A 22,203-nucleotide genomic window follows, 5' to 3' on the forward strand; every position below is an offset into this window, starting at 1 on the left:
GAAATCCTTTGGGTACTTGCTAAGCAATATTCTAATCGACGAATATTTTAGATACATTAAAAATCTATCATTAAATTGAGATATTAGTCACATGGAAGTGCCGGTAATGAGAAATTTTTTGTACGATCGTTTTAATAATCCCTAATTGCTACTCTTATTAAGTTATAATTAGCTGTATATAAATGTAGTTACATCGTTGAGGTGGACCAACTTTTCTACATTCTTGTTCAGTCTACCGCTCCTGATTTTACCTAAAATTGCTTAATATTTTGGACCTATGAACTCTCGTACTTACTGCTTCCTCTCCCGGCGCTCCAGGTCTTCCCGCCCGCAGTCGATTAGGTTTGCCCATTCATCGGCAAGGTAAGCCCCAATAACTGCAGCTCTTGGCAGGTGGTATTCTTTTCGCATATCTGGCTGATGCTTTGGAAGAGAGTGCGCAGCTTGTTAAGTGATTCCAGGCTGAGATTTGCGATATCGATTAAACGACCAAGGAAGTTATCTGCTTGAGGGATAGATACGACTGGGGCTTGGTTTGCCATGGCTTGGGCTCCTGATATTGGGTGAGCCGCTGCCCTTGAGGTTCCAATCTCAATTGGGTGGCTGGCTGTATGGGTTGGAACTACCGCTACAAGGGAACGGCGGGCACAAGGTCCCCCAAACAGCCCACCATAGAAGGGTGAGAATAGGTGAGGTCTCGGGGCACTAAAAACCGCATACGGGGGTAGGCGGCTTCGGGTCGTCTTGTAGTTTCGGGGTTCCAATCCCGGTTACGGATTTTGCCGCAACGCCTTCAGTATGCTTGCCTTATGTAAAGCCTTTCAATGCTAGGCATCGAATGGTCTGTCAATATTTTACATTGATGTTTGGTTGTCCAATTTTGGGTGGAGTGAATACATAATTGATGTCAACGAGAGACCACTTCTTTTAGGTCCCAGTCATCCGCCTGTTGCTTGTGTATAAACAGCACAATATGGTAGTGATTGCTCAGTACTGTATAGGCACAAACGTCTAAGTCGAATATATCCGCGAGTTCCAGACTACGATTTTCTATCCACTGCCGGCAATGCTCAAAGCACTGTCCGGTACGCTCGTCGCGTCCACACAGGAAAGCGCGGCGTACACAACGAGAAGCGCAGTGGTAGTAGGGCGTTGTGCATGGATCGATCAGGCTTGAACTTGGCGGACTCATGTCTACGTCGTGGCTGTATATATAAACAGAATTTGGTATAGGGTGATGAGATATGCAATTGTGTGGCATAGGATACTTTACCTTCTATGGGTGTCCCATTACGCCTTTTATGTGTGTTACTTCAATCGGGAGTATCGGTGCTCGAGAACTCTGTGATAGGGGCGCTGCAAATCCTGTCTGGTTCAATCTATCGAGGAACAGTTTGCCCGACGAGTGACGGTAATGCTGCTGGGCCGCCCGCGTATGGCTTTACCATAAATGTGTGCACCCCTAACACAATATTTATCTGCTCCCACTTATTTAGAAGACTCCGACAGGCATTGAGCCTGCCGGATGAAAAGCGTTCAGCGCCTAGCAAGCAGCTAATAGGGAAATCGAGACTATCTATTGCCAGTCACTCTTTTAGAACCGACGTACATTGCAAATATCCGAAGGCCGATGGAAATTAAGACAAGCATACTTGGCGCTGTATGAGCGGGCATTGCCTTTAATTGCGTGATTTCTCTTTGAAGGGTCATCGTTTGATGTGGATTGGACTGGTGCTTTGGAACCTGAATGACGTTTTTCTTAAGTAATTTATCGAACGACTCGATTTCTCCCGCAAGCATATCCAGGAGTTCCAATTCGGTCTTGCCGTCCCATGGTAGCTGTTTCCTATATGCGTCAACTGCTTTACCAAGCTTGTTCCATTCTTCTACGAGGAAGGCTTCAAGTGATGAGAGGGTCCTAAGCTTCGAGTTCATGGATTGATTGGCTCGGTAGGCGTTTTGTCCATGAGCGCCGCTCGCCATAATTCCACCAAAGTGCTGTACGTTATGTTTGGCAGTATTCAGGTTCCGGCTGATTAAGCTGAGTTGATCCAAGGTGTGGACCAGAGTCTGATCAAGTCTCGGATCTTTATCCTTAATCGCTGCCAGAGCGGTATTAACCAGTCGACTCACCTGTATCTTGGTTGCATGTTCGTTGATAGACATACTCTTTTATCCTCGTAAATCCATTGAAGAATGTGTTCCGCCTCTCTGATTTGAGATGCATGTGCCACATTCAATTTTTTCCTTGATGAATCTGCGAATTCTAAATCAAATCTGCCGAGTGTCGTGGTCGAATAGAGTACGGGCCATTGCATGGAAGCCGTGGGCGGTCATGGTTTGATTGTCATCGCCCAGTGACCTGAGTGCAGTCCTCACACCTTTATCAGACAGTGGACGGCTCTGGCCTCGAGCTGATGGGAAAACATATTTGCCATGACCAGTTAGCAACTCCAGTTCTTTCAGTTCAGCAAGAGGAATAATGTATGGTTGGCCCATTTTCATCTTTTCGCTGGGCAGTTCTATGTGCTTGGCATCCCAATTGATTACCGTCCACTCAAGTTTTCGCAACTCTCCAGGGCGGCGGAATAGGAGAGGGGATAGTTTTAGGGCCGCTCTTACTACTGGGGTGCCCTGATATTCATCTATGGCAATTAGTGGATACCCAACTTCAGTAGAGTCTGTAATTGCTGCCAGGTGCTTTTTCTTGGTGGCGGTGAGTGCGCCAGCCAAGTCTGTGGTGGAATCACAGTCGGCCCTTCCGGTATTTGTAGAATCATTATGTACGATGGTGCAAGATACGGCTGTCAGTTCCTATTCCAGACATGCCAGTAACAATGCCCTCGTAACACGGTGTACTTTATGCTGTCAGGTAAATTGGCCTCTTATGATTTTTCAGATGCACTCCAGTAACCTAAAACTTTACGAATAACTTCGAATGGCTTTGAACTAAGTTTGTCCCATTTCTTTGAAATTAGGTGGCAATAACTAAGCGCTCAGATAAGTTCATTGGCAACTTTAAAACTTCAGGATTCTGGTGCAGAAAGTGCACCTGAGCCCAACAAAAGAGGTTAGATGGAAACTGTAGACCCAACAAAAGCTTCGGGAGTAGCCCGCTCTCTTTGCAAAAATTACTTGGCCGAGGTTGAGAGTTTTTCTTCGGAATACTCATATACCGTAGAGCAATTCAGCGAACTAATAGCTGAATGCTACAAGAGAAGTGATAAATTCTCAGCTCATGGTAAGAAAGTGGAACAAGAAAAATTATCAGTAGCATTTCTTGACCTTGCTATTAGCAACCTTTTTTCATCTATGCAGCTCTTAATAATTGAGCACATAATACCTTCCGGCAATATGTATAGGCAGGCGATAGAAGCTGCTTGTCTATCTATACTGCTCTCTCATCAAGGAAAACTTACACCTAACTCAAACAAGCTTGATGACTTCTATTTTAAAGATATCTTTAAAGCAGATAAGCAGTACCAGAAACCCTATCAGTTCGCACTCCTCATAGAAAAAAACCAAACAGTTCTTGGGATAGGTGATGAATTTCTAAAGTTTTTGGGAAGTCGAAAAAAATATTCAATAAATATAGTCATGCAAGTAAGCTAACTGTAGATCTAAGCCAAACAGGTGGGAATAAATCAAGTATTTTTTTGGGTGGGGGAATCGGGCGCCCAGAGTTAAAAATATTAGAAGTAGAGCTCGGCTCCAGGTTTATCTTTGCAAAGATGATGGTATCTGTTATTGATGGCGTGTATAACAAATTCCATTAATAGTTTATAGGGGCTAGCTTTTTAGTCTATAAATTGAGTTGAAATTTTGATCCAGGTTAGTTGTGTACCTCAGGTTAGGGCCCATATCTGGTGGCTGTTGCAACCTTCACCGATTGGGCCTACTTAGCAATTATCAGGTTGACTAGTAGTGTGTCAGATTGGTACCGAGTAGAGGGCCGTGGAGCTTCTCAAGCAGAGTTGAATTTTTGAAAGCCACAGTGTAAACATCAAAAGTATCAATAAAATCTCAATCTATTCTAGTAATTTGGTTTATTGGTGGGCCATTATAAATATACTTTGTAGTTAATGGTTTCTACTGGCCAATATCTTCATGCCAGATTTCAGGATGTTGCTGAATAAATTGATTCATAAGACCAATACATTCAAGATTATTAAGAACAACCAAGCTTACACCTTCAGATTTGAGTAATGATTCATCACCTAGGAATGTTTTATTTTCACCGATAACAATATTCTTAATTCCGAATAGACGTATGGCCCCACTGCACATTGGGCAGGGTGATAAAGTCGTGTAAACAGTGCACTTTTGGTAATCGGTAGAACATAATTTTCCCATATTTTCCAGTGCGCTCATTTCAGCATGCTTGATAACACTGTTTTGCTGGACGTGCTGATTGTAACCTCTGCCGATAATTTCACCATTCAGCACTATTACACAACCGACAGGAATTCCTCCCGTTGCTAAACCTTTTCGTGCCTCATTAATGGCTTCTTGCATGTAAGCGTCATGGTTAGCTTCACTCATTACAGCTCTCTGTTTTAGGTATTAAGAATATTTTAATCAAAGAATGTAGAGCATATTATTAATACATGACTGCATTAGTGAGCTACCGACTAGAATCAGTGTAAACAGGCGCTAAGTTGAGCTATGTCGGCGATATTTGGGGGGGCTGAAAGGGGACTCAGTGAATTGGCGATATGTTTCATAACTTGATTCTTCATCGCTGTGAGTTGCTAGCATGTGTCTTCCTTACTGCTAATGATCACGCCTTTTTGCAGATGATTTAAATAACTTATTTTTAAACAGATGTTTGGATTTTAGGGGCTGATTTTAGAGACTATAGAAAGATAGGCCGGTAAATTTACGTGTCATTAAAGAGACTGGAGTGATCGGCCTAGATTTGTGAGCTGGCCGGTAACCCAGTGGTTTTTAGTTGTTTTGTTTAGTTCTATTAATGGGATTTTTGAATTGTTAGTAACCTAAATAAACGCTAATGGTGAGCTTTTTGAGACCGTTAATGTTCGCCATCAATAAGCTATGCCAAAAATTTTCGTCGGAGGAAGATTGAGTAGGGAGTCGACCAAGCAATAAAAAAGGCCAACCTTGCGGTTGGCCTTTTTCGATTTGGTGGAGATGGCGGGAGTCGAACCCGCGTCCGTCAGCACTCTGCCAGAGGCTCTACATGCTTAGCTCCGTCTATTGATTTAACCCATTACAGCCCGGCGGTCAGGACGTATAGGGCGATCCCGTAAAGTGTTTAACCGCTTGCCCACGAGTATGGCTTGCGGCGATCCAGTTCTGTATAACAGTCTACAGCGCGATACTGGAACCTTGCTGAAGACTGCTAAGGGACGAACCCTTAGTTAGTGCTTCACAAGCTGCTTACGCAGCGAGTTGGGCACCGTAGTTGTCGTCGTTGGCAACTAATAAAATACAGCTTTGGATTAACGTGATTCGCTGCCATCACGGCATGCACCCAAGGTTTCGTCACCGGCGTCGAATCCAAGTCATCCCCGATAAGAAACACTCTCGTGTGTCATCTAAGTATACCTCAAACTCGGGCATTGCAATAAATTTTTATGCGCCAGGAATTTTTGGGAACTTTGATCAGGGGCAGGGGGAAAGCGGAGTGCCCCGGCAGCGGTGGCCGCCGGGGGAGTTAGAAAAGGCTTACAGTATCGATTGGGCGAAGGCTACCAGAATCAGCAGTGGGCACACGATGCGCACATACCAGGGCCAGATCTTCCAGAACAGGGTGTGCTCAATATCTTCGTGGCCTTTCTTCAGCTCACTCAGCAGCTGGTCGCGGCGCCAGATCCAGCCGGCAAAGATACACAGCGCAATACCCAGCAGGGGCTGGCCATATTCAGTACTGATGCTGACTGCCAGTCCAAACAGGCTGTCGAAGTTGTAAATAATGGTGCTGCTGATGGCAAAGATCACCAGACCCACCCCTGGGGTGGCAATACGGCGGGGGATGCCTAGGTTCTCAATAGAGAAAGCCACCGGTACTTCCAGCATAGAGATAGAGGAGGTGAGGGAGGCGATCACCATCAGGGCAAAGAAGGCAATGGCGACGAACACGCCGGCTTCGCCCATGGTATCGAACAGTGCTGGTAACACCTGCAGGATCAGGTTGGGCCCGGCAATCAGGGCGCCGTCAGCAGCGAAGATCTGGGTGCCGGCTTCCTGGGCCACATACATGGCGGGCAAGATCAATAAGCCGGCGGTGAAGGCGATTCCCACGTCGATCAGAGTGACCAGAGCGCCGAGACGCGGCAAGCTCTCTTGCTGGCTCAGGTAAGAGCCGTAGATCAGCATGGTGCCCACACCCAGAGACAGGGAGAAGAAGGCCTGGCCCATAGCAGAGATCAGTAGCTTCGGGGTGAAGTGACTGAAGTCTGGCATCAGGTACACCTCCAGGCCGGTAAAGGCACCGGGCTGGGTGAGTACATAGGCGATTAAAAGCAGCAGCAGAATAATCAGCGAGGGCATCAACAGGGTGGACCAGCGCTCAATGCCCTTCTCCACACCACTGGCAATAATCAGCATGGTGAGACCACTGAAGATCGCAGTAAAGATCAGGTTGCGCTGGGTACTGTTTTCAGTGAGCCATTGGACGGCTTCCTGGGCGCCAAACAGGGCGGCGAAAGGCTCGGCCAGGTGGGCCACCATCCAGCCGGCCACAATAGCGTAAAAACTCAGAATCAAAGAAGCTACCAGGATGCCGCCAAAGCCGGTGAGGCCACCGAAGAAGCGGCTCACGGGGCCAATAGAAATAGCCCGCAGTGCCTGTACCATATTACGCCTCGCATAACGGCCAATGGTAAGTTCGGCCATCAGCGCCGGGTAGGCGAGGGCGAAGGCCAAAAACAGATAGGCCACTACAAAGGCGGCGCCGCCGTTGCTGGCGGCCTTGGTGGGGAAGCCCCAAATGTTGCCGAGACCAACGGCGGACCCGGCGGCGGCCATCAAAAAGCCAATATTCGAGCTGAACTGTCCTCGCGGTGCACTCATAGTAAATCCCGTAATTATTCTTCTAGTTGTCTCTGTGCACTACTTGTGCGTAGCGCGCATCAGGCGCTGCTTTTCACGGTTCCAATCCCGTTTTTTCTCGGTTTCGCGTTTGTCGTGCATAGCCTTACCCTTGGCCAGGCAGATTTCGCATTTGACCAAATGGCCTTTCCAATACAGCGCGGTGGCAACCACGGTGTGCCCCTTTTGCTCCACGGCGGCGATCAGCTTGGACAGCTCGCGCTTGGTGAGCAGCAGGCGACGGGTGCGGTCGGGCTCGGTCACATAATGGGTGGAGGCGCTGGCAAGCGGCTGGATATTGGAACCCAGCAGCCAGGCTTCGCCATTTTTAAAAATGACATAGCTGTCGGTGAGCTGGGCCTTGCCCTCACGACAGCTTTTCACTTCCCAGCCCTGCATCTCAACGCCCGCCTCAAACTTCTCCTCTATGAAGTAGTCGTGACGGGCCTTCTTGTTGAGGGCGATGGTATTGGATGTTTGCGCTTTCTTTTTCTTGGCCATGAAAACTTCTAGTGACTAGATAAAACTGTGTCCAAAAAACTTCAGGGCCACGGTGTTGATAAAGATCAACAGCAGTATCAGAGGGATAAAGGTGCCCAGGGAGAAGTTTACGTATTTTTGTGAAAAAGAGCCGGCAAAGGCGGAGTCGCCTTCCTGCAGCTCTTTGTCAAAGTTGGCTTTCTTCCATTTGTAGATCACAAACAGACACACCAGCAGGCCGTTTAAGGGCAGGATGGTGTCGTAGAAAATGATCTCTACCAGATCGAAGAAGGACTTGTTAATGCCGGCCAACTGTACAAATTCAGTGAACCAGTTGACCATGCCAAAGGAGACGGCGCAAGCGATGGCCAGTACAAACTGAACTCCGGCAACCCAGTAAATGGCTGTTTTACGCTCCATATCGCGCTCGTCGCGCAGGGTGGCGATAGGTACTTCAATAATGGAAACCAGGGAAGTGATCGCTGCTACCAGAACCAGGAAGAAGAAGATCGCAGCCACGGCACTTGCGCCGGCATAGCCGATGCTGTCCTGCAGGGCAAGGAAGATCTTCGGCAGGAACAGGAAGATCATTCCGGCAGAGGACTCGCTTAATTCGGAGGGATCAATCTGCGGGTTGAAGTGGAAAATACTCGGCAGAATCAGCAGGCCCGCAGTAAAGGCCACCATGGTATCGGTAATGGCAACGGCGCGGGAGGAACCGGGGATAGAGTCCCGCTTCTTCATATAAGAACCGTAGGTGATCATGATGCCCATACCCAGAGACAGCGAGAAGAAGGCCTGGGCCATGGCTTTGCTCACCACGTTGCCATCAATCTTGCTGAAGTCTGGCACTAGGTAATACTTCACACCGAGGATGGCGTTATCCAGGGTCAGGACAAAAATCACCAGGCCCAGCAGCATTACAAACAGCATCGGCATCAGGGTTTTTGCCGCACGCTCAATACCGTCTTTAACCCCCATAGCGAGGATGGCGTTAATAATCAGCATCAGTACCACCAGGTAAATAAATACCTTGGGTGTATTGATAAAGTGGATAAAGAAATCCTGGGTGGCGAGCAGGTTGAGATTACCGGTGACGGTTTCAATCAGGTACCCGAGTACCCACACAGTAACCACTAAATAAAATACCGCGATCATAAAAGGCGTGATCAAGGCTAGCCAGCCGGGGATACGCCACAGATGTGAACCGTTGGAGAGTTGACGATAGGCACCTACCGGGTCTTTATCGGAGCGGCGCCCCAGAGCCAATTCCGCCATCATAACCGGCAGGCAGATCAGAAAAACAAAGAGGGCATAGACCAGTAGGAAAGCACCGCCTCCGCTCTTGGTGGCCGCTACCGGGAATGCCACCAGATTGCCAATACCAACTGCGGAACCAGCTGCGGCCAGGATAAAGCCCAGCCTTGACCCAAAATGCTCTCTCACTGCGGTCATAGTACTCTCGCTATTATTTTTTATCAGATACAGCTTTCGTTTTTGTTATTCCAGCGGGGCCGGGTATGTCCCGCCGGCAAAAAATGCGATTGTTGCAGGAATTCTCTTGCTTGAGTAGCGCCGACTGGCAAAATTAGCGGCCGAACGACAATCCCAGGCGATTTCGCCTGGCGGACTGGATTTGACAACAGGAATGACTGAAATAGAGCGCAGCGCGCTGGTGATGTACAGCGCGGAACAAATGTTTGATCTGGTCAATGATGTGGCCAGCTACCCACAATTTTTACCGGGGTGTCGCGGGGCTGAAATTCTGCATCGGGACGAAGAAACCCTGGAGGCACGGTTGGATTTATCGCGCGCGGGTATTCGTCAAAGTTTTACCACGCGCAATCAACTGGTGCGCCCGACCAGCATGACCCTGACCCTGGTAGACGGTCCCTTCGAAAATTTTACCGGGCATTGGATGTTTACTCCCTTGGCTGAGAGCGCCTGTAAGGTGACTTTTTCACTGTCGTTCTCCATGAAGAGCCGTTTGATTGCCGCCGCCGCGGGTAAGCTTTTTAGTGATCTGGCCAATCAAATGGTGGCGGTAATGTGTGAGCGTGCCGAGGACATTTACGGGAAGCCGCAATGACAGAAGAAAAAATGATTTCGGTAGAGGTGGTTTACGCACTGCCCCATGAACAGCGGTTGATGCGGCTACTGGTAAAACCTGGCACTACGGCAAGGGAGGCCCTGATTCGTTCGGGTATTCCAAAAGAGTATCCGGAAGTGGACCCCGATAGTGCCAAGATGGGTATCTTTGGCCAGGTTCTGGGGAGCAAAGGATTGGCGCCGGCAGAGAGCTACGAGTTGCAGCCGGGCGATCGGGTGGAGGTTTACCGCCCGCTGATCGCCGACCCGAAAGAGGCGCGCAAACAACGCGCCGAGAAGGCCAAGCGTATGGCCGAGAAAAAGAAAGGTGCCGAAGACGCTTAGGCTTAGGGCCAGTCAGCTGGCTGCAAGTCACCGCTGGTGGATACCAGGGAGTCTTCGTCAAAATAAACGCTAAAGCGCTCCTGGCTGATATCACCCTTCTTGTCGCGAATGCGGTTAACGTAGTCCCAGCGGTTGGGATTGTAAGTGTCTTCCAGCAGCGGGGTGCCGAGAACAAACTGTACTTGGCGGCGGGTCATACCGGGTTTCAGCTGGTCGATCATCTCTTGGGTAATGATATTGCCCTGCTGTACCTCAATGCGGTGCACACCGGGAAACTTAACCAGCGTACAAGCGCCGAGAAGGGCGCAGAGGCTGGCGATGGCGATAAATTTCAGGCTAGGCGGCATTCATTGCTCCATTATGTTCTTTCACACGGCACCTCTCGTACAAATTTTAAACGGTTGCCCGGAATAGGACCCTATGCGTAGGGAAAGTTCCCTTCCTCTGCGATTTCCCTCTCTCATGGTGCCTGGGGTTCCGCTGACTCCGTTCGGCATGGGATAATACCCGAAGAGCCGGCTCGCTGACAGGCGGGAATCTGTGGTCTTATTCGGGTATAGACCTTTTCAGTGAGCTGATGCAAGTAAAGACAATTCATAAAATCCTGTCGGGAAATATTTATTCATGTCGAACGAAAACCAGGAATTGCGCAAGGCTGGCCTGAAGGTCACCCTGCCGCGGGTTAAGATTTTGCAATTGCTTGAAAGCACCAGCGAGCAGCACTTGAGTGCTGAAGATGTGTATAAGCTACTGCTGGAAGCGGGGGAAGATGTCGGTCTGGCTACCGTCTACCGGGTACTGACCCAGTTTGAGAGCGCGGGTCTGGTTGTTCGCCACAACTTCGATGGCGGCCACTCCGTATTCGAGCTGGATCGTGGTGATCATCACGACCACATGGTGTGTACCGATACCGGCAAGGTGATCGAGTTTCACAATGAGGAAATTGAGGAACTGCAGCGCCAGATCGCCGATGAGCACGGCTACGAGCTGACAGGCCACAGTTTAGTGCTGTACGTGAAGGAAAAAGAGAAGTAATCCAGTCGGGTGCGGCGTCCGCCGCACCCATCTTATGCCCGCTTACTGCTGTGGCTGACAGGGCGGCGTGTACAGCTCTGGGAATTTACCGATCTTATCCGCGTAAAACTCCCTTAATTTATTCAATTCTGCCTCCAGGTTTTCCCCCAGCTGGGCGATAGGGCCAATGCCCACTTCTTTCTTGGAGAAATTGATAAAGCCCAATACCAGCGGCACCTTGGCACTGCGTGCAATATGGTAGAAACCGGACTTCCAGCGCTCACCCAAACCGCGGGTGCCCTCCGGTGGGATGGCAATAACCAGCTCTTTGCGCAGCTTAAACTGGCGCACGGTGGCATCTACCAAGTTGTTAGCCTTGCTGCGGTCTACGGCGATACCGCCAAACCAGCGCATGGGGCCGCCCAGGGGGAACTGGAACAGTTTGTCTTTGCCCATCCACTGCGGAGTCATCTTTAATTTGAGTGCGGCGAGAATAAAGTAGTAGCCGTCCCAGTTAGTGGTGTGGGGAGCCCCGATCAATACATATTTTTTCAGTTTTAATGATTGCTGATCGCCGTTAACGCGCCAGCCGTGAAACTTCAGCAGCAGCTTGGCAACTTGGCGCAGCAGCGGCGTGATAATCGGGGTATTAAAAATCGTTCTCTGCATAAACTCGGCCGATACTACTCAAACAAAGTTAAACAAGCGGCTCAGTATATGGTGACTTCTGCCGCCAGACCCAGTCATATTTGGTCTATTTGTCCTAAAACGGCATATATCACCGGCAGGCCGGCTATTTTGCCGGATTGTTGGCGGTTATTTATTGATCTGCGAGATATGATTGCCCACCGCTCCATTGAAAGTGATGGGCTGTCCTGTTGGTCAGCTTTGAAACTCGGCTGAAGGGCTGTTCTGAGATTGCCCTGGGGGCAGCTCAAAGGGTCCTGGTCAACATCTCTTCCGCATGGGCCAGTGACTGCGGGCTGGGTTGCCCTCCGAGCATGCGTGCGATCTCTTCACGGCGCTCGCCGTTTTTCAATTCACGCAAAGCCACAAACGCCTGCTCACCATCACTGTGCTTCTCCACCAGATATTGGCGGTGGGCTCGCGCAGCCACCTGGGCCAGGTGGGTGACGCAGATCACTTGGCCGCTACAGCCATTGCGGGTCTCTCCCAGCTGGCGCAGCAGGCGGCCTACCACGTCTCCAGTGGCGCCGCCGATACCGACGTCCACTTCATCAAAGACCAGGGTGGGGGTGCGTGAAGTCTGTGCCGTGACCACCTGTACGGCGAGGCTTACCCGAGAAAGCTCACCGCCGGAGGCGATCCTGCCCAGTGGGCGCGGTGGCTGGCCGGGGTTGGTGGAAATTAAAATTTCCACTTCCTCCAGGCCGTGGCTGCAAGGCTTGTCGAGAGCTTGTAAGGCAAGTTCGACCTTGGCGTGCGGCATGGCCAAATCCACCAGTTGCCGATTGACCGATTCGGCGAGTGTGATCGCTGCCCCACGCCGTAGCTCGCTTAATTTTGCTGCGACTGCCCGAAACTCTTTTTCCAGTTTGCTGCAGGTTTCGGCGAGGCGCTCCAAGGTATCTTCCGTGCCGATATCTTCCAGTTCCTCCTGCAGTTGTCGCTGCAGGGCCGGTAGCTCACCGGGTTGTACACGGTGTCTGCGCGCCGCCTGGTAAATAGCACTGAGGCGCTCCTCAACTTCACTGAGCCGCTCAGGGTCCATCTCGAAGCGATCGATATGTCGCGACAAAGTACCGGCCGCTTCGTCGATCTGAATTCGCGCACTATCGAGCATCTGCGCCACCTCGACCAGGGCCGGCGCCTGTTCGGGCATGGCGGAAAGCAGTTGCAGGGCGCGGTGCAGTTGTTCGGCGATATCGCCCTCACCGCCGGACAGCAGCGCGGCCAGCTGATAGCTGCCGTTAAGAATATCGCCGGCATTGGCCAGCTGACGCTGCTCGCTCTCCAGGGCCTCTATCTCACCTTCGCTCAAATCCAGTTGTTCCAGCTCGCGCAGCTGGTACTGCAGTAGGTTGCGGCGCGCCTCGGCCTCCTCAACGCTGTCGGCCAGATTGCGGTAGCGGCGGTATTGGTCCTGCCAGGTCTTGTAGCGACTGCGGGTTTCGGCGGCCAGTTCCTGGGCTTGGGCGTACTCATCGAGCAGGCGGCGGTGGGTTTCCTTCTTCAGCAGGGACTGGTGCTCGTGCTGGCTGTGGATATCAATCAGTTGCTCACCCAGGGCGCGCTGCTGCAGCAGCGTCACCGGCTGGCCGTTGATATAGGCCCGTGAGCGGCCATCGGCGCCGATGGTGCGGCGCAGTATCACTTCCTGCCCGCTATCTAGCTCCTGGGATTTAAGCCAATCGCTGGCGTTGGGGTAGCCGGAGATATCGAAGGTGGCACTGATATCGGCGCGGTTGGCTCCAGCGCGTACCAGTTCGGCACTGCCGCGACCACCCAGGGCGAGCCCGAGTGCATCTAGGGTGATGGATTTGCCCGCGCCGGTCTCGCCGGTGAGGGTGCTGGTACCTGGGCCGAACTCCAACTCCAGTTGGTCCACCAGGGTGAATTGGCTGATAGACAGGTGCAGCAACATATAGAGATCGCTTCTGTGTCCTTTTCTTATGGGTGGGTCTGAATACCCAATCAGTGGTTATTTATACAGTATTCCTTTCTGGTTAGCTATAGCGTCAAGCGCAGATTCTCCAGCTATTGCGCGCTAGCGCAAAAAACCACTTGAACTGTGCGGGGATGGCCCCATATAGCCCCCAGAGCCCGCAGGACGGGCCCAACTCATTACTGACAGAGTCGACGCGACGGAGAAAGCAGTGGCCAGAGAGCGCAGCGAAGAAGATCAGATTACAGAGGGGGTGCAGCCGGAAGCACTGGCTGATGAGCACCTGACAGCGACAGACGAGGCGGCTTCCGCGGAGATTGAAGATCCCACCGCGACCGAGCGCGAGCAGGCTGAGCAAGCATTGCACGAAGAAGCCGAGAGTGCCGATGCGCTGCACGATGAAATTATCAAGCTGCAAGAGCAGTTAGTGGTGCAGAAAGACCTCGCTCTGCGCGCCCAGGCTGAAGAGCAGAATGCCCGTCGCCGCGCCCAGCAGGATGTGGATCGCGCACGCAAATTTGCAGTGGAAAAACTGCTGCAGGATTTGTTGCCGGTTGTGGACAACCTGGAGCGCGCCCTCGCCACCATTGATAGCGCTGATGAAAGCAATAAAGCATTGGTGGAAGGTATCGAGCTTACTCACAAATCTTTCGTCGACACCCTGACGAAAAATTCTGTGGAAGTTGTCGATCCAGCTGGTGAGCCCTTCGACCCAGAGTTGCACCAGGCCATGACCCAGGTGCCGAATGGGGAGGTGGAGCCGAACACGGTTCTAGAGGTATTTCAAAAAGGCTATCGCCTCAATGGTCGCCTGGTTCGCCCGGCCATGGTTGTGGTTAGTAAGGCCCCGTAACGGCAAATGCGTGAAACGGCCTTGAATTTCGCTGGCCGGCACCAATATAGCTGACATCAAGAATTATTCGCGCGCTGCATACAGAACAGAGCTGGCAGCGCGTAACAAATGAGGATTTTACAGATGGGAAAAATTATCGGCATCGACCTGGGTACCACCAACAGCTGTGTGGCGGTACTGGATGGTGACAAAGCGCGTGTAATCGAGAACGCAGAAGGCGATCGTACTACACCTTCTATTGTTGCCTTCACTGACGACAACGAAATCCTGGTAGGCCAGTCTGCCAAGCGTCAGGCGGTGACCAATCCCCAGAATACTCTGTTTGCGGTTAAGCGTTTGATCGGCCGTAAATTCAAAGACGACGTTGTACAGAAAGATATCAAGATGGTGCCTTACACCATCACTGAAGCCGACAACGGCGACGCTTGGGTAGAAGTGAAAGGCGATAAAAAAGCTCCGCCGCAGATCTCTGCCGAAGTTCTGAAGAAAATGAAAAAGACTGCAGAAGACTTCCTCGGCGAGAAAGTTGACGCTGCAGTAATTACTGTACCGGCTTACTTCAACGACTCGCAGCGCCAGGCCACTAAAGACGCCGGCCGTATCGCGGGCCTGGACGTTAAACGTATTATCAACGAGCCGACTGCTGCTGCTCTGGCCTACGGCCTGGACAAGCAGGGCGGTGACCGCACTGTAGCGGTATACGACCTGGGTGGTGGTACCTTCGATATCTCCATTATCGAAATTGCCGATGTAGATGGTGAGAAGCAGTTCGAAGTACTGTCCACCAACGGTGACACTTTCCTCGGCGGTGAGGACTTCGACCTGCGTCTAATCGAATATCTCGCAGACGAGTTTAAGAAAGACCAAGGCATCGACCTGAAAGGCGATCCCCTGGCGATGCAGCGCCTGAAAGAAGCTGCAGAAAAAGCCAAGATCGAGCTGTCCTCCAGCCAGCAGACTGAAGTCAACCTGCCGTATATCACTGCAGATGCCACCGGTCCCAAGCACTTGGTGGTTAAGCTGACCCGCGCCAAGCTGGAAAGCCTGGTAGAAGATCTGGTTACTCGTTCCTTGGAGCCGGTAAAAATTGCTCTGCAAGATGCCGACTTGTCCGCTTCTGGCGTCGACGAAGTAATTCTGGTTGGTGGTCAGACCCGCATGCCGCTGGTACAGCAGAAAGTTACCGAGTTCTTCGGTAAAGAGCCGCGCAAAGACGTTAACCCCGACGAAGCCGTTGCCATGGGTGCCGCTATCCAGGGAGCTGTTCTGTCCGGAGATGTTAAAGACGTACTGCTGCTGGACGTAACCCCGCTGACCCTGGGTATCGAAACCATGGGTGGCGTTGCAACTCCGCTGATCGACAAAAACACCACTATCCCCACTAAGAAGTCCCAGGTGTTCTCCACTGCGGAAGATAACCAGACTGCGGTAACCATTCACGTGGTACAGGGTGAGCGCAAGCAGGCTTCCCAGAACAAATCCCTGGGTCGTTTTGACCTGGCCGATATCCCGCCGTCCCCCCGCGGTGTACCGCAGATCGAAGTGACCTTCGATATCGATGCCAACGGTATCCTGCACGTACACGCGAAAGACAAGGCGACTGGTAAAGAGCAGTCCATCGTGATCAAAGCTTCCTCCGGTCTGTCCGAGGACGAGATCGATAAGATGGTTCAAGACGCAGAGGCGAATGCCGAAGCGGATAAGCAGTTCGAGGAGCTGGTGCAAACCCGCAATACCCTCGACGGTCTGATCTCTGCTACCAAGAAGACCTTGGAAGAAGCTGGCGACAAAGCCACCGCTGAAGAGAAGTCTGCAATCGAAGCGGCTATCAAAGAAGCGGAAGAGGCGGTGAAAGGCAACGACAAGGCGGCTATGGAAGCTGCCACCACCAAGCTGACCGAAGCTTCTGGCCCGGTTGCACAGAAGATGTATGCCGAGCAGGCCCAGGCCGCTGGCGCTGAAGGTGCCGCTGGTGCAGGCGCTCAACAGGGCGAGCAGCAGCAATCTTCCGCTAGCGACGATGCGGTAGATGCAGAGTTCGAAGAAGTAAAGGACGACAAGAAAGAAGGTAAGTAAGCGTTCGCTTGCATTTCCGGTGGCAGCTTTTAAAGTGGCCGCCGGAGAACTTCAGGGGCGCGGCGCCTTCTTTTTAGGCCCCGCGCCCTGTGTTGTTTCAGGTATCCATCAAAGTTTGTACAGAGTTCGTAGTTTGGTGGTGCTCCGCAATGCGGGGCTTGGTTAGTAACCGAGAAGTAGAAAGAGTTTGGCCGTTCTTGATGCCGGACCAGAGAACATAGTTTTATGTCGAAACGCGATTATTACGAAGTCCTCGGCGTCGAGCGCGGCGCTTCGGATGCAGAGCTGAAGAAAGCCTACCGCCGGGTGGCGATGAAGTTTCACCCGGACCGCAATCCCGATGATGCGGAAGCAGAAAACAAATTCAAGGAAGCCAACGAGGCCTACGAAATACTGTCCGATTCGCAGAAACGCGCGGCTTATGATCAATTTGGTCACGCCGGTGTAGAAGGGCAAATGGGTGGTGGCGGCGCCGGTGGCTTCGGCGGTTTCTCCGATATCTTCGGCGATGTATTTGGCGATATCTTCGGTGGGGGCGGTGGCGGCCGTCGGGGTGGCCCCGCGCGCGGTTCAGACCTGCGTTACGACTTGGAACTGGACCTGGAAGACGCAGTACGCGGTACCACGGTCAAGATCCGTGTGCCAACGCTCGCTTCCTGTAATACCTGCCACGGTTCAGGCGCCAAGCCAGGTTCCTCTCCGCAGACCTGTAGCACCTGTGGTGGTGCCGGTCAGGTGCGTATGCAACAGGGCTTCTTCTCTGTTCAGCAAACCTGCCCCAACTGTCGCGGTCGCGGTACCACTATCTCCGATCCCTGTGGCAGCTGCCACGGTCGCGGTCGGGTTGAAGAGACCAAGACTCTGTCCGTTAAGGTTCCGCCTGGTGTGGATACTGGCGATCGTATCCGCTTGTCCGGAGAGGGTGAAGCTGGCCCCGATGGCGGTCCCGCTGGTGATTTGTATGTACAGGTGGTGGTGAAGGAACACGAGCTGTTCCAGCGCGATGGCAAGAACTTGTATTGCGAGGTGCCCATCAGTTTTGCTGCTGCAGCACTGGGGGGCGAACTGGAAGTGCCGACCCTCGATGGTAAGGTGAAGCTAAAGATTCCCGCAGAGAGTCAAACTGGCAAGCTGTTCCGCCTGCGTGGTAAAGGTGTCACTCCGGTGCGTGGCGGCGCTACCGGCGATTTGCTGTGTCGGGTTGTCGTGGAAACACCGGTAAACCTTTCTGGTAAACAGAAAGAGTTACTGCAGGAATTTGCCAATACCCTCAGCGAAAAGAAAAATGCACCACGCCAGACCGGTTGGTTTGAAGGGGTGAAAAACTTCTTTGGGGATATGAAGCTTTAACGCTAAGCGAGCGCTCTCAATCGCTATTCGACCATCGGTAATTTAGGGTTTATATGGTTGCTTAACTGATGAACTCTTTGAAAAGGTTAAAAGTAGGAAGAATAGCGAAACTGGCCCGGTATCTCTGCCGGGTTAGTTGCCCTGGGCAGAGCGGGCCCTCAGACGGGCAGCCAGTGCCATCAATAATTCGTGTTGAATCTTACCTAACTCCCTCATCTGTTGTTTTTTTAGTATCCCTTCCAGTTCTTTGTTTACCTGCGCGCTGATCGTGGCCAATTGCGCACCGATTTCCCCGCGCTGCTTAGGCGTCAAAGTCAGTTTAGGGTTGTCCAAAATGCCATAGCGATCCAGTACGGCTTTTTTCTCTGCAAGGCTCTTTTGCAAGATGGGCAGTACTACTTTTTCCTGGCCAGGGGTGAGCTGCAGACGCAGCGTCACCCAATCTGTAATGTCGTCATATTTCTCCCAGAAGTCTGGGTTTGTGGTTTGCTGTTGTGCGGATACGGGCGCACTGCCAAAGGCCAGGGTTAAAGAAATAACCACCACCAATAAATGTGGCAGGTGGTTTGATCGAATCATTAGTCGCATGTTGGCGCTCCATTTACCCTCTGGCTTAAGCCTAGCATCGTGATTTGTCATTGCTTTCACTCAATTTCAGTTAGTTGGTAATAAAAATATGTTTTGTTATTTCCTCTATGGCTGGAAGTTTTATGGTCAGTTTGGTCCCCAAAAATGATCACTTTTTAAGACTGAGTTTTTGTAGCTGCTTTCTGGTAGGGCGAGGTAAGATTCGCAGCAATATTGGGCGTAGACAGGAGTGTTGTTGTGGCAGTAAGAGTTGCGATCACCGGGTTTGGCGGGCGTATGGGAAGGGCCTTGGCGGAGGCACTGCTTTTAAGTGATGAGGCTGAGCTCAGCGCGGCAGTTGTACGGCCGGGCTCCAGCTTGGTGGGGGCCGATGCCGGTGAAGTTGCGGGCCTCGGGCGCAACGGCATCGCCATTGTCGATAGCCTGGATAAAGCCGACTTCGATGTACTGATCGACTTTACCGCACCACAGGCAACTGTGGATAACTCTGCTTATTGTGCAGCCCATGGACACCCCATTGTTATTGGCACTACTGGCTTTGACTCTGAGCAGAAAAATCAGGTGCTGGCTAATGCGGGTAAGGTAGCGTTGTGCCTGGCCAGTAACTTTTCCACCGGTGTAAATCTGTGCTTCAAGTTATTGGAGACCGCTGCACGGGTAATGGGTGAAGATGCCGACATAGAAATTGTTGAAGCACATCACCGCCACAAAGTGGATGCGCCTTCTGGCACTGCGTTAAGCATGGGAGAAGTCGTCGCCGAGACCCTGGGGCGGGATCTAGAGAAAGTGGCGATTTATGGACGCGAGGGCCAGACAGGTGCCCGTGAGCGCGACACCATCGGTTTTGCCACTGTGCGCGGTGGCGATGTGGTCGGTGAGCACTCTGTGATGTTCCTGGCCGAAGGGGAGCGCGTAGAAATCAGTCACCGCGCCAGCAGTCGTCTTTCTTTTGCCCGCGGTGCGGTACGCGCAGCGATATGGTTGATGGGAAATAAGCAATCGGTGCGTGCGCCGGGCCACTACGATATGCGCGATGTGCTGGGGTTAAATTAATCAGATCACACAAAAAAAATCGGTAAAGGGCGGCCTTTATTCAATAGTTCTAAGGCAGTAGTTATACGGTTGATCGATAGGCGAGCCTTATTTTTATAGTGAAAGTCAATACTTCGGGTTTTCGACCCTTTAGGTAAACCAAAAATTTTTTGAGGATTTTTTGTTTGGAAAAAAAGCTGATTGTCGGCAGCGAAGAGTGGTGCGGGCTTCCCGCACTCAGCGTCCCGGCGATTAAGGTGCGTGTGGACTCCGGAGCTAAAACTTCCTGCCTACACGCATACAACATCCATACCTTTAAGCGCGATGGCGAACCCTGGGTGAGTTTTGAGGCGCATCCATTACAGCACCAGCGCCGCCCATCAGTGCGTTGTGAGGCGCGGCTTTTGGATAAGAGGCTGGTGCGTAGCTCCTCTGGAGAGAGTGAAAAGCGCCCAGTAATCCGTACCTCCATTTCTATTGGTGGCAGTGTATGGGATATCGAACTGACCCTGACCAATCGGGACAGCATGGGCTATCGCATGTTGCTGGGACGCGAAGCCATGATTGGGCGAATGCTGGTGGACCCGGCAGAGAGCTTCTGTATTGGCGATATCCCGAAAAGCCAGTTGGATGAATATTATCGGGATGAGCACCATATTGCCGGTACCGGCCTGCGCATCGGACTGCTGGCATCGAACCCGGATCTCTATAGCAACCGGCGCATTATGGAAGCGGGGGCCGAGCGCGGACATCGCATGAGTTTTCTCGATATCCGCCAGTGCTACATGAAGCTCGATCCTGACGAGCCGGAAGTGCACTACCGGGATGGCCGAATACTCAATAGCCTAGATGCGGTTATTCCCCGTATTCGCCCCAGCCAGACTTTTTACGGTTGTGCACTGACGCGGCACTTTGAGAGTCTGGATATTTTTGCCCTGAATGGCTCCGCCGCGATCAGCCAGTCGCGGGATAAGCTATTTTCCCTGCAGTTGTTACAGCAGAGTGGTTTGAGTATACCCACTTCAGGCTTTGCCAACTCGCCGGTAGATACCAATGAGTTGATTGACATGGTGGGTGGGGCACCATTGATTGTGAAGTTGCTGGAGGGAACTCAGGGGCGCGGAGTGGTGTTGGCAGAAACCCGCAAAGCTGGCGAATCGGTGATTAATGCGTTTAAGTCACTTAAAGCCAATTTGCTAGTGCAGGAGTTTATCCGTGAGGCCCAGGGCAAGGACCTGCGCCTGTTTGTGATTGATGGCCGCGTGGTGGCCTCGATCCAGCGAGAGGCGGCGCCGGGAGAGTTCCGCGCCAATATTCACCAGGGCGGCACCGCTTCGGTGGTTAAAGTCACAGCAGATGAAAAGCGTATAGCCATTAAAGCAGCTAAAGCGCTCGGGTTGAAAGTGGCTGGTGTGGATATTATTCGTTCGCGTAAAGGGCCGCTGTTGCTTGAGGTGAACTCCTCCCCCGGTCTCGAGGGTATTGAGAGTGCCACGCGCAAGGATGTGGCCGGTGCGATGATTATGTCGATCGAGAAGGCGCTCAAATGGCGCCCCGCAACAAAAACCCAGGAGGGTAGTGCCGACTTGGATAGCAGTGTACCCGAGTAATCGACGGTGAACGGGGCGCCGGCGGTGCAAAGCTCGGTGGGCTAACCTTCAAAGGTGGCCGGGCTTTTCGCTGGCGCGCCGTTCGAGCCTCGGCAGTGGTTGATTGCCCAGGTATCCGCCGATAGACACTTTCTGCCGGAACCGCGCCTTCCGCCGGCAGAAGGTGTGAACTCCAGGGTATCAATGACCGTGAAGACACTCTTTGCCAGACTTTCTATCACCCGCCCATTCCTGACGATTTCCCTGATATTGAGCCTGTTGCTTGCTCCCTTGGTACAGGCCGCAGTACACCTTTCGGATACCCCCCTGGGGCGGCGTGTCATGGTGGATTACATCGTGCACTTCGCCTACAACCTGCAGTGGCCGGTCAACGCATTTGATAATTACAGTGCCCCCTTTAAGGTGTGTTTGATGGGGGGGGATTCCCTCGGCGAGCAGCTGGCTCTGCGTTTCAAGAATCAGCGTATTGATGGGCGCCGGGTGGCACTGGAGAAAATTGGCTTCAAAGATATACTGCGCGCGCGCAAATGCCAGATTGTGGTTCTTGGCTCTATGGATCGCTCGAGCCTGCTAAAGACGCTGGTTACAGTGGAGTTCTTCCCCGTTCTTACGGTGAGCGATGCCGAGCGCTTTGCCGCAACTGGCGGCATGATTGAATTTGCCGATAAAGGCGGCGAAGTGGCGCTGCGCATGAACAAAACCATGCTGGAAAAGGCCGAGCTAAAAATGGGCAATAGCCTCTTTCGCCTCGGGCAGAAGCTGGAGTAAAGAGAAGTTTTTCGTCAGGTTTGGCGTATTTTTGCACTAGCGTCTAGAAGCGAATTCGCGTAGAATCTGCGCCCGAATTTGGGCCGGTGTCGCGAAGCTGAATCGCGCAGCGCGAGCCCACCAAAAAAAGCCGGTGGCAAGCATCGGCCAATATGTGAGAGCCGCGCGTGAATAGATTTTTAAAGCGAGATGAAGCTGCGATGTTTCATCTCGCTTTTTTATGCGCGCGCCAGTCAGGAGCCGCGTGCTCCGAAGCCCACAAACCCCGCCCGGAAGCAGTTCTGAAGATTGGAGTTCAATTTGACTAAAGCTGTCCCTAC

The 22,203-nt window shown here is 52.0% G+C and carries 22 protein-coding genes, 1 other RNA gene and 1 pseudogene; 11 read left to right on the forward strand and 13 right to left on the reverse strand.

Annotated features, from left to right (window positions below; all coding sequences use genetic code 11):
- Nucleotides 1–338 precede the first annotated feature (338 nt).
- The 4 genes from ACJJIV_RS14625 to ACJJIV_RS14640 all read right to left on the reverse strand — a co-directional run bounded on the left by ACJJIV_RS14625 (nt 339) and on the right by ACJJIV_RS14640 (nt 2,733).
- On the reverse strand, nt 339–542 hold the full coding sequence (locus tag ACJJIV_RS14625) for a hypothetical protein (protein ID WP_444889452.1): 204 nt from the start codon (nt 540–542) through the stop codon (nt 339–341).
- Between the two features lie 365 nt (nt 543–907).
- A complete protein-coding gene (locus ACJJIV_RS14630; RefSeq protein WP_444889453.1) occupies nt 908–1,192 on the reverse strand; it encodes a hypothetical protein in 285 nt (94 codons plus the stop codon).
- Between the two features lie 380 nt (nt 1,193–1,572).
- Nucleotides 1,573–2,166 (reverse strand): hypothetical protein, encoded by a 594-nt coding sequence (locus ACJJIV_RS14635; RefSeq protein ID WP_444889454.1) that lies wholly within the window; start codon nt 2,164–2,166, stop codon nt 1,573–1,575.
- A gap of 105 nt (nt 2,167–2,271) precedes the next feature.
- Entirely contained in the window at nt 2,272–2,733 is a 462-nt protein-coding gene (locus tag ACJJIV_RS14640; protein ID WP_444889455.1) for a tyrosine-type recombinase/integrase, read from the reverse strand.
- A 342-nt stretch (nt 2,734–3,075) separates the two neighbouring features.
- Between ACJJIV_RS14640 and ACJJIV_RS14645 the strand changes: the two genes are divergently transcribed.
- Nucleotides 3,076–3,612 (forward strand): hypothetical protein, encoded by a 537-nt coding sequence (locus tag ACJJIV_RS14645; protein WP_444889456.1) that lies wholly within the window; start codon nt 3,076–3,078, stop codon nt 3,610–3,612.
- A 477-nt stretch (nt 3,613–4,089) separates the two neighbouring features.
- On the opposite strand, the gene ACJJIV_RS14650 is transcribed toward ACJJIV_RS14645, so the two are convergent.
- The 5 genes from ACJJIV_RS14650 to ACJJIV_RS14670 all read right to left on the reverse strand — a co-directional run bounded on the left by ACJJIV_RS14650 (nt 4,090) and on the right by ACJJIV_RS14670 (nt 8,988).
- Entirely contained in the window at nt 4,090–4,542 is a 453-nt protein-coding gene (locus ACJJIV_RS14650; RefSeq protein ID WP_252083249.1) for a nucleoside deaminase, read from the reverse strand.
- 601 nt (nt 4,543–5,143) lie between these two features.
- Nucleotides 5,144–5,533, reverse strand: a transfer-messenger RNA (tmRNA) gene (ssrA, locus tag ACJJIV_RS14655).
- A gap of 155 nt (nt 5,534–5,688) precedes the next feature.
- A complete protein-coding gene (locus ACJJIV_RS14660) occupies nt 5,689–7,035 on the reverse strand; it encodes a sodium-dependent transporter (protein WP_444889457.1) in 1,347 nt (448 codons plus the stop codon).
- A gap of 39 nt (nt 7,036–7,074) precedes the next feature.
- A complete protein-coding gene (gene smpB, locus ACJJIV_RS14665) occupies nt 7,075–7,554 on the reverse strand; it encodes an SsrA-binding protein SmpB (protein ID WP_152454820.1) in 480 nt (159 codons plus the stop codon).
- Nucleotides 7,555–7,569: 15 nt separating this feature from the next.
- Complete coding sequence (locus ACJJIV_RS14670) at nt 7,570–8,988, reverse strand: sodium-dependent transporter (RefSeq protein ID WP_444889458.1); 1,419 nt, start codon at nt 8,986–8,988, stop codon at nt 7,570–7,572.
- A gap of 193 nt (nt 8,989–9,181) precedes the next feature.
- Between ACJJIV_RS14670 and ACJJIV_RS14675 the strand changes: the two genes are divergently transcribed.
- Both ACJJIV_RS14675 and ACJJIV_RS14680 read left to right on the forward strand, forming a co-directional pair.
- The gene (locus ACJJIV_RS14675; RefSeq protein WP_252083246.1) at nt 9,182–9,622 is read left to right on the forward strand and encodes a type II toxin-antitoxin system RatA family toxin; all 441 of its coding nucleotides are present in this window, start codon (nt 9,182–9,184) and stop codon (nt 9,620–9,622) included.
- Nucleotides 9,619–9,966: an RnfH family protein gene (locus tag ACJJIV_RS14680; RefSeq protein WP_252083245.1), complete on the forward strand. Its 348-nt coding sequence runs from the start codon at nt 9,619–9,621 to the stop codon at nt 9,964–9,966. The genes ACJJIV_RS14675 and ACJJIV_RS14680 overlap by 4 nt, the downstream gene beginning before the upstream one ends.
- A gap of 2 nt (nt 9,967–9,968) precedes the next feature.
- Here ACJJIV_RS14680 and ACJJIV_RS14685 read toward each other — a convergent pair whose 3' ends face one another.
- A complete protein-coding gene (locus ACJJIV_RS14685) occupies nt 9,969–10,313 on the reverse strand; it encodes an outer membrane protein assembly factor BamE (RefSeq protein ID WP_444882694.1) in 345 nt (114 codons plus the stop codon).
- Nucleotides 10,314–10,590: 277 nt separating this feature from the next.
- On the opposite strand from ACJJIV_RS14685, the gene fur reads away from it, so the two are divergent.
- Nucleotides 10,591–11,001 carry a ferric iron uptake transcriptional regulator gene (gene fur / locus ACJJIV_RS14690; RefSeq protein WP_252083243.1) on the forward strand — a complete coding sequence of 137 codons (411 nt, stop codon included), beginning with the start codon at nt 10,591–10,593 and terminating at the stop codon, nt 10,999–11,001.
- A 42-nt stretch (nt 11,002–11,043) separates the two neighbouring features.
- Here the strand turns inward: fur and ACJJIV_RS14695 are convergent, their stop codons facing one another.
- Together ACJJIV_RS14695 and recN are read right to left on the reverse strand one after the other, a co-directional pair.
- Nucleotides 11,044–11,649, reverse strand: a complete 606-nt coding sequence (locus ACJJIV_RS14695; RefSeq protein WP_444882693.1) for a 1-acyl-sn-glycerol-3-phosphate acyltransferase — start codon at nt 11,647–11,649, stop codon at nt 11,044–11,046.
- Between the two features lie 265 nt (nt 11,650–11,914).
- Complete coding sequence (gene recN / locus ACJJIV_RS14700) at nt 11,915–13,585, reverse strand: DNA repair protein RecN (protein ID WP_444889459.1); 1,671 nt, start codon at nt 13,583–13,585, stop codon at nt 11,915–11,917.
- Between the two features lie 232 nt (nt 13,586–13,817).
- Here recN and grpE point away from each other — a divergent pair, with 232 nt between their 5' ends.
- From grpE to dnaJ, 3 genes are all read left to right on the forward strand, one after another.
- On the forward strand, nt 13,818–14,459 hold the full coding sequence (grpE, locus tag ACJJIV_RS14705; protein ID WP_252083240.1) for a nucleotide exchange factor GrpE: 642 nt from the start codon (nt 13,818–13,820) through the stop codon (nt 14,457–14,459).
- A 123-nt stretch (nt 14,460–14,582) separates the two neighbouring features.
- On the forward strand, nt 14,583–16,535 hold the full coding sequence (gene dnaK / locus ACJJIV_RS14710) for a molecular chaperone DnaK (protein WP_444889460.1): 1,953 nt from the start codon (nt 14,583–14,585) through the stop codon (nt 16,533–16,535).
- 225 nt (nt 16,536–16,760) lie between these two features.
- Nucleotides 16,761–17,885 (forward strand): molecular chaperone DnaJ, encoded by a 1,125-nt coding sequence (gene dnaJ / locus ACJJIV_RS14715; RefSeq protein ID WP_252083238.1) that lies wholly within the window; start codon nt 16,761–16,763, stop codon nt 17,883–17,885.
- Between the two features lie 132 nt (nt 17,886–18,017).
- Here the strand turns inward: dnaJ and ACJJIV_RS14720 are convergent, their stop codons facing one another.
- The gene (locus ACJJIV_RS14720; RefSeq protein ID WP_252083237.1) at nt 18,018–18,473 is read right to left on the reverse strand and encodes a hypothetical protein; all 456 of its coding nucleotides are present in this window, start codon (nt 18,471–18,473) and stop codon (nt 18,018–18,020) included.
- Between the two features lie 237 nt (nt 18,474–18,710).
- On the opposite strand from ACJJIV_RS14720, the gene dapB reads away from it, so the two are divergent.
- The 4 genes and pseudogenes from dapB to ACJJIV_RS14740 all read left to right on the forward strand — a co-directional run bounded on the left by dapB (nt 18,711) and on the right by ACJJIV_RS14740 (nt 21,883).
- The gene (gene dapB / locus ACJJIV_RS14725; RefSeq protein WP_444889461.1) at nt 18,711–19,526 is read left to right on the forward strand and encodes a 4-hydroxy-tetrahydrodipicolinate reductase; all 816 of its coding nucleotides are present in this window, start codon (nt 18,711–18,713) and stop codon (nt 19,524–19,526) included.
- 236 nt (nt 19,527–19,762) lie between these two features.
- Nucleotides 19,763–20,047: pseudogene (locus ACJJIV_RS14730) on the forward strand (ATP-dependent zinc protease family protein); the annotation flags it as partial.
- Between the two features lie 129 nt (nt 20,048–20,176).
- Nucleotides 20,177–21,115, forward strand: a complete 939-nt coding sequence (gene rimK, locus ACJJIV_RS14735; RefSeq protein WP_252086023.1) for a 30S ribosomal protein S6--L-glutamate ligase — start codon at nt 20,177–20,179, stop codon at nt 21,113–21,115.
- Between the two features lie 54 nt (nt 21,116–21,169).
- A complete protein-coding gene (locus tag ACJJIV_RS14740; RefSeq protein WP_252083235.1) occupies nt 21,170–21,883 on the forward strand; it encodes a YfiR family protein in 714 nt (237 codons plus the stop codon).
- The last annotated feature ends 320 nt before the right edge of the window (nt 21,884–22,203 follow it).

The sequence above is a fragment of the Microbulbifer mixtoriginis (SeqCode) genome, from assembly GCF_052466765.1.

Coding starts and splice junctions, on each gene's coding strand:
- ACJJIV_RS14630 (WP_444889453.1), bottom strand. CDS start 1,192: ATGAGTCCGCCAAGTTCAAGCCTGATCGATCCATGCACAACGCCCTAC.
- fur (WP_252083243.1), top strand. CDS start 10,591: ATGTCGAACGAAAACCAGGAATTGCGCAAGGCTGGCCTGAAGGTCACC.
- dnaJ (WP_252083238.1), top strand. CDS start 16,761: ATGTCGAAACGCGATTATTACGAAGTCCTCGGCGTCGAGCGCGGCGCT.
- ACJJIV_RS14650 (WP_252083249.1), bottom strand. CDS start 4,542: ATGAGTGAAGCTAACCATGACGCTTACATGCAAGAAGCCATTAATGAG.
- ACJJIV_RS14720 (WP_252083237.1), bottom strand. CDS start 18,473: ATGCGACTAATGATTCGATCAAACCACCTGCCACATTTATTGGTGGTG.
- ACJJIV_RS14660 (WP_444889457.1), bottom strand. CDS start 7,035: ATGAGTGCACCGCGAGGACAGTTCAGCTCGAATATTGGCTTTTTGATG.
- ACJJIV_RS14675 (WP_252083246.1), top strand. CDS start 9,182: ATGACTGAAATAGAGCGCAGCGCGCTGGTGATGTACAGCGCGGAACAA.
- ACJJIV_RS14685 (WP_444882694.1), bottom strand. CDS start 10,313: ATGCCGCCTAGCCTGAAATTTATCGCCATCGCCAGCCTCTGCGCCCTT.
- smpB (WP_152454820.1), bottom strand. CDS start 7,554: ATGGCCAAGAAAAAGAAAGCGCAAACATCCAATACCATCGCCCTCAAC.
- dnaK (WP_444889460.1), top strand. CDS start 14,583: ATGGGAAAAATTATCGGCATCGACCTGGGTACCACCAACAGCTGTGTG.
- ACJJIV_RS14645 (WP_444889456.1), top strand. CDS start 3,076: ATGGAAACTGTAGACCCAACAAAAGCTTCGGGAGTAGCCCGCTCTCTT.
- recN (WP_444889459.1), bottom strand. CDS start 13,585: ATGTTGCTGCACCTGTCTATCAGCCAATTCACCCTGGTGGACCAACTG.
- ACJJIV_RS14670 (WP_444889458.1), bottom strand. CDS start 8,988: ATGACCGCAGTGAGAGAGCATTTTGGGTCAAGGCTGGGCTTTATCCTG.
- ACJJIV_RS14635 (WP_444889454.1), bottom strand. CDS start 2,166: ATGTCTATCAACGAACATGCAACCAAGATACAGGTGAGTCGACTGGTT.
- ACJJIV_RS14695 (WP_444882693.1), bottom strand. CDS start 11,649: ATGCAGAGAACGATTTTTAATACCCCGATTATCACGCCGCTGCTGCGC.
- ACJJIV_RS14680 (WP_252083245.1), top strand. CDS start 9,619: ATGACAGAAGAAAAAATGATTTCGGTAGAGGTGGTTTACGCACTGCCC.
- ACJJIV_RS14625 (WP_444889452.1), bottom strand. CDS start 542: ATGGCAAACCAAGCCCCAGTCGTATCTATCCCTCAAGCAGATAACTTC.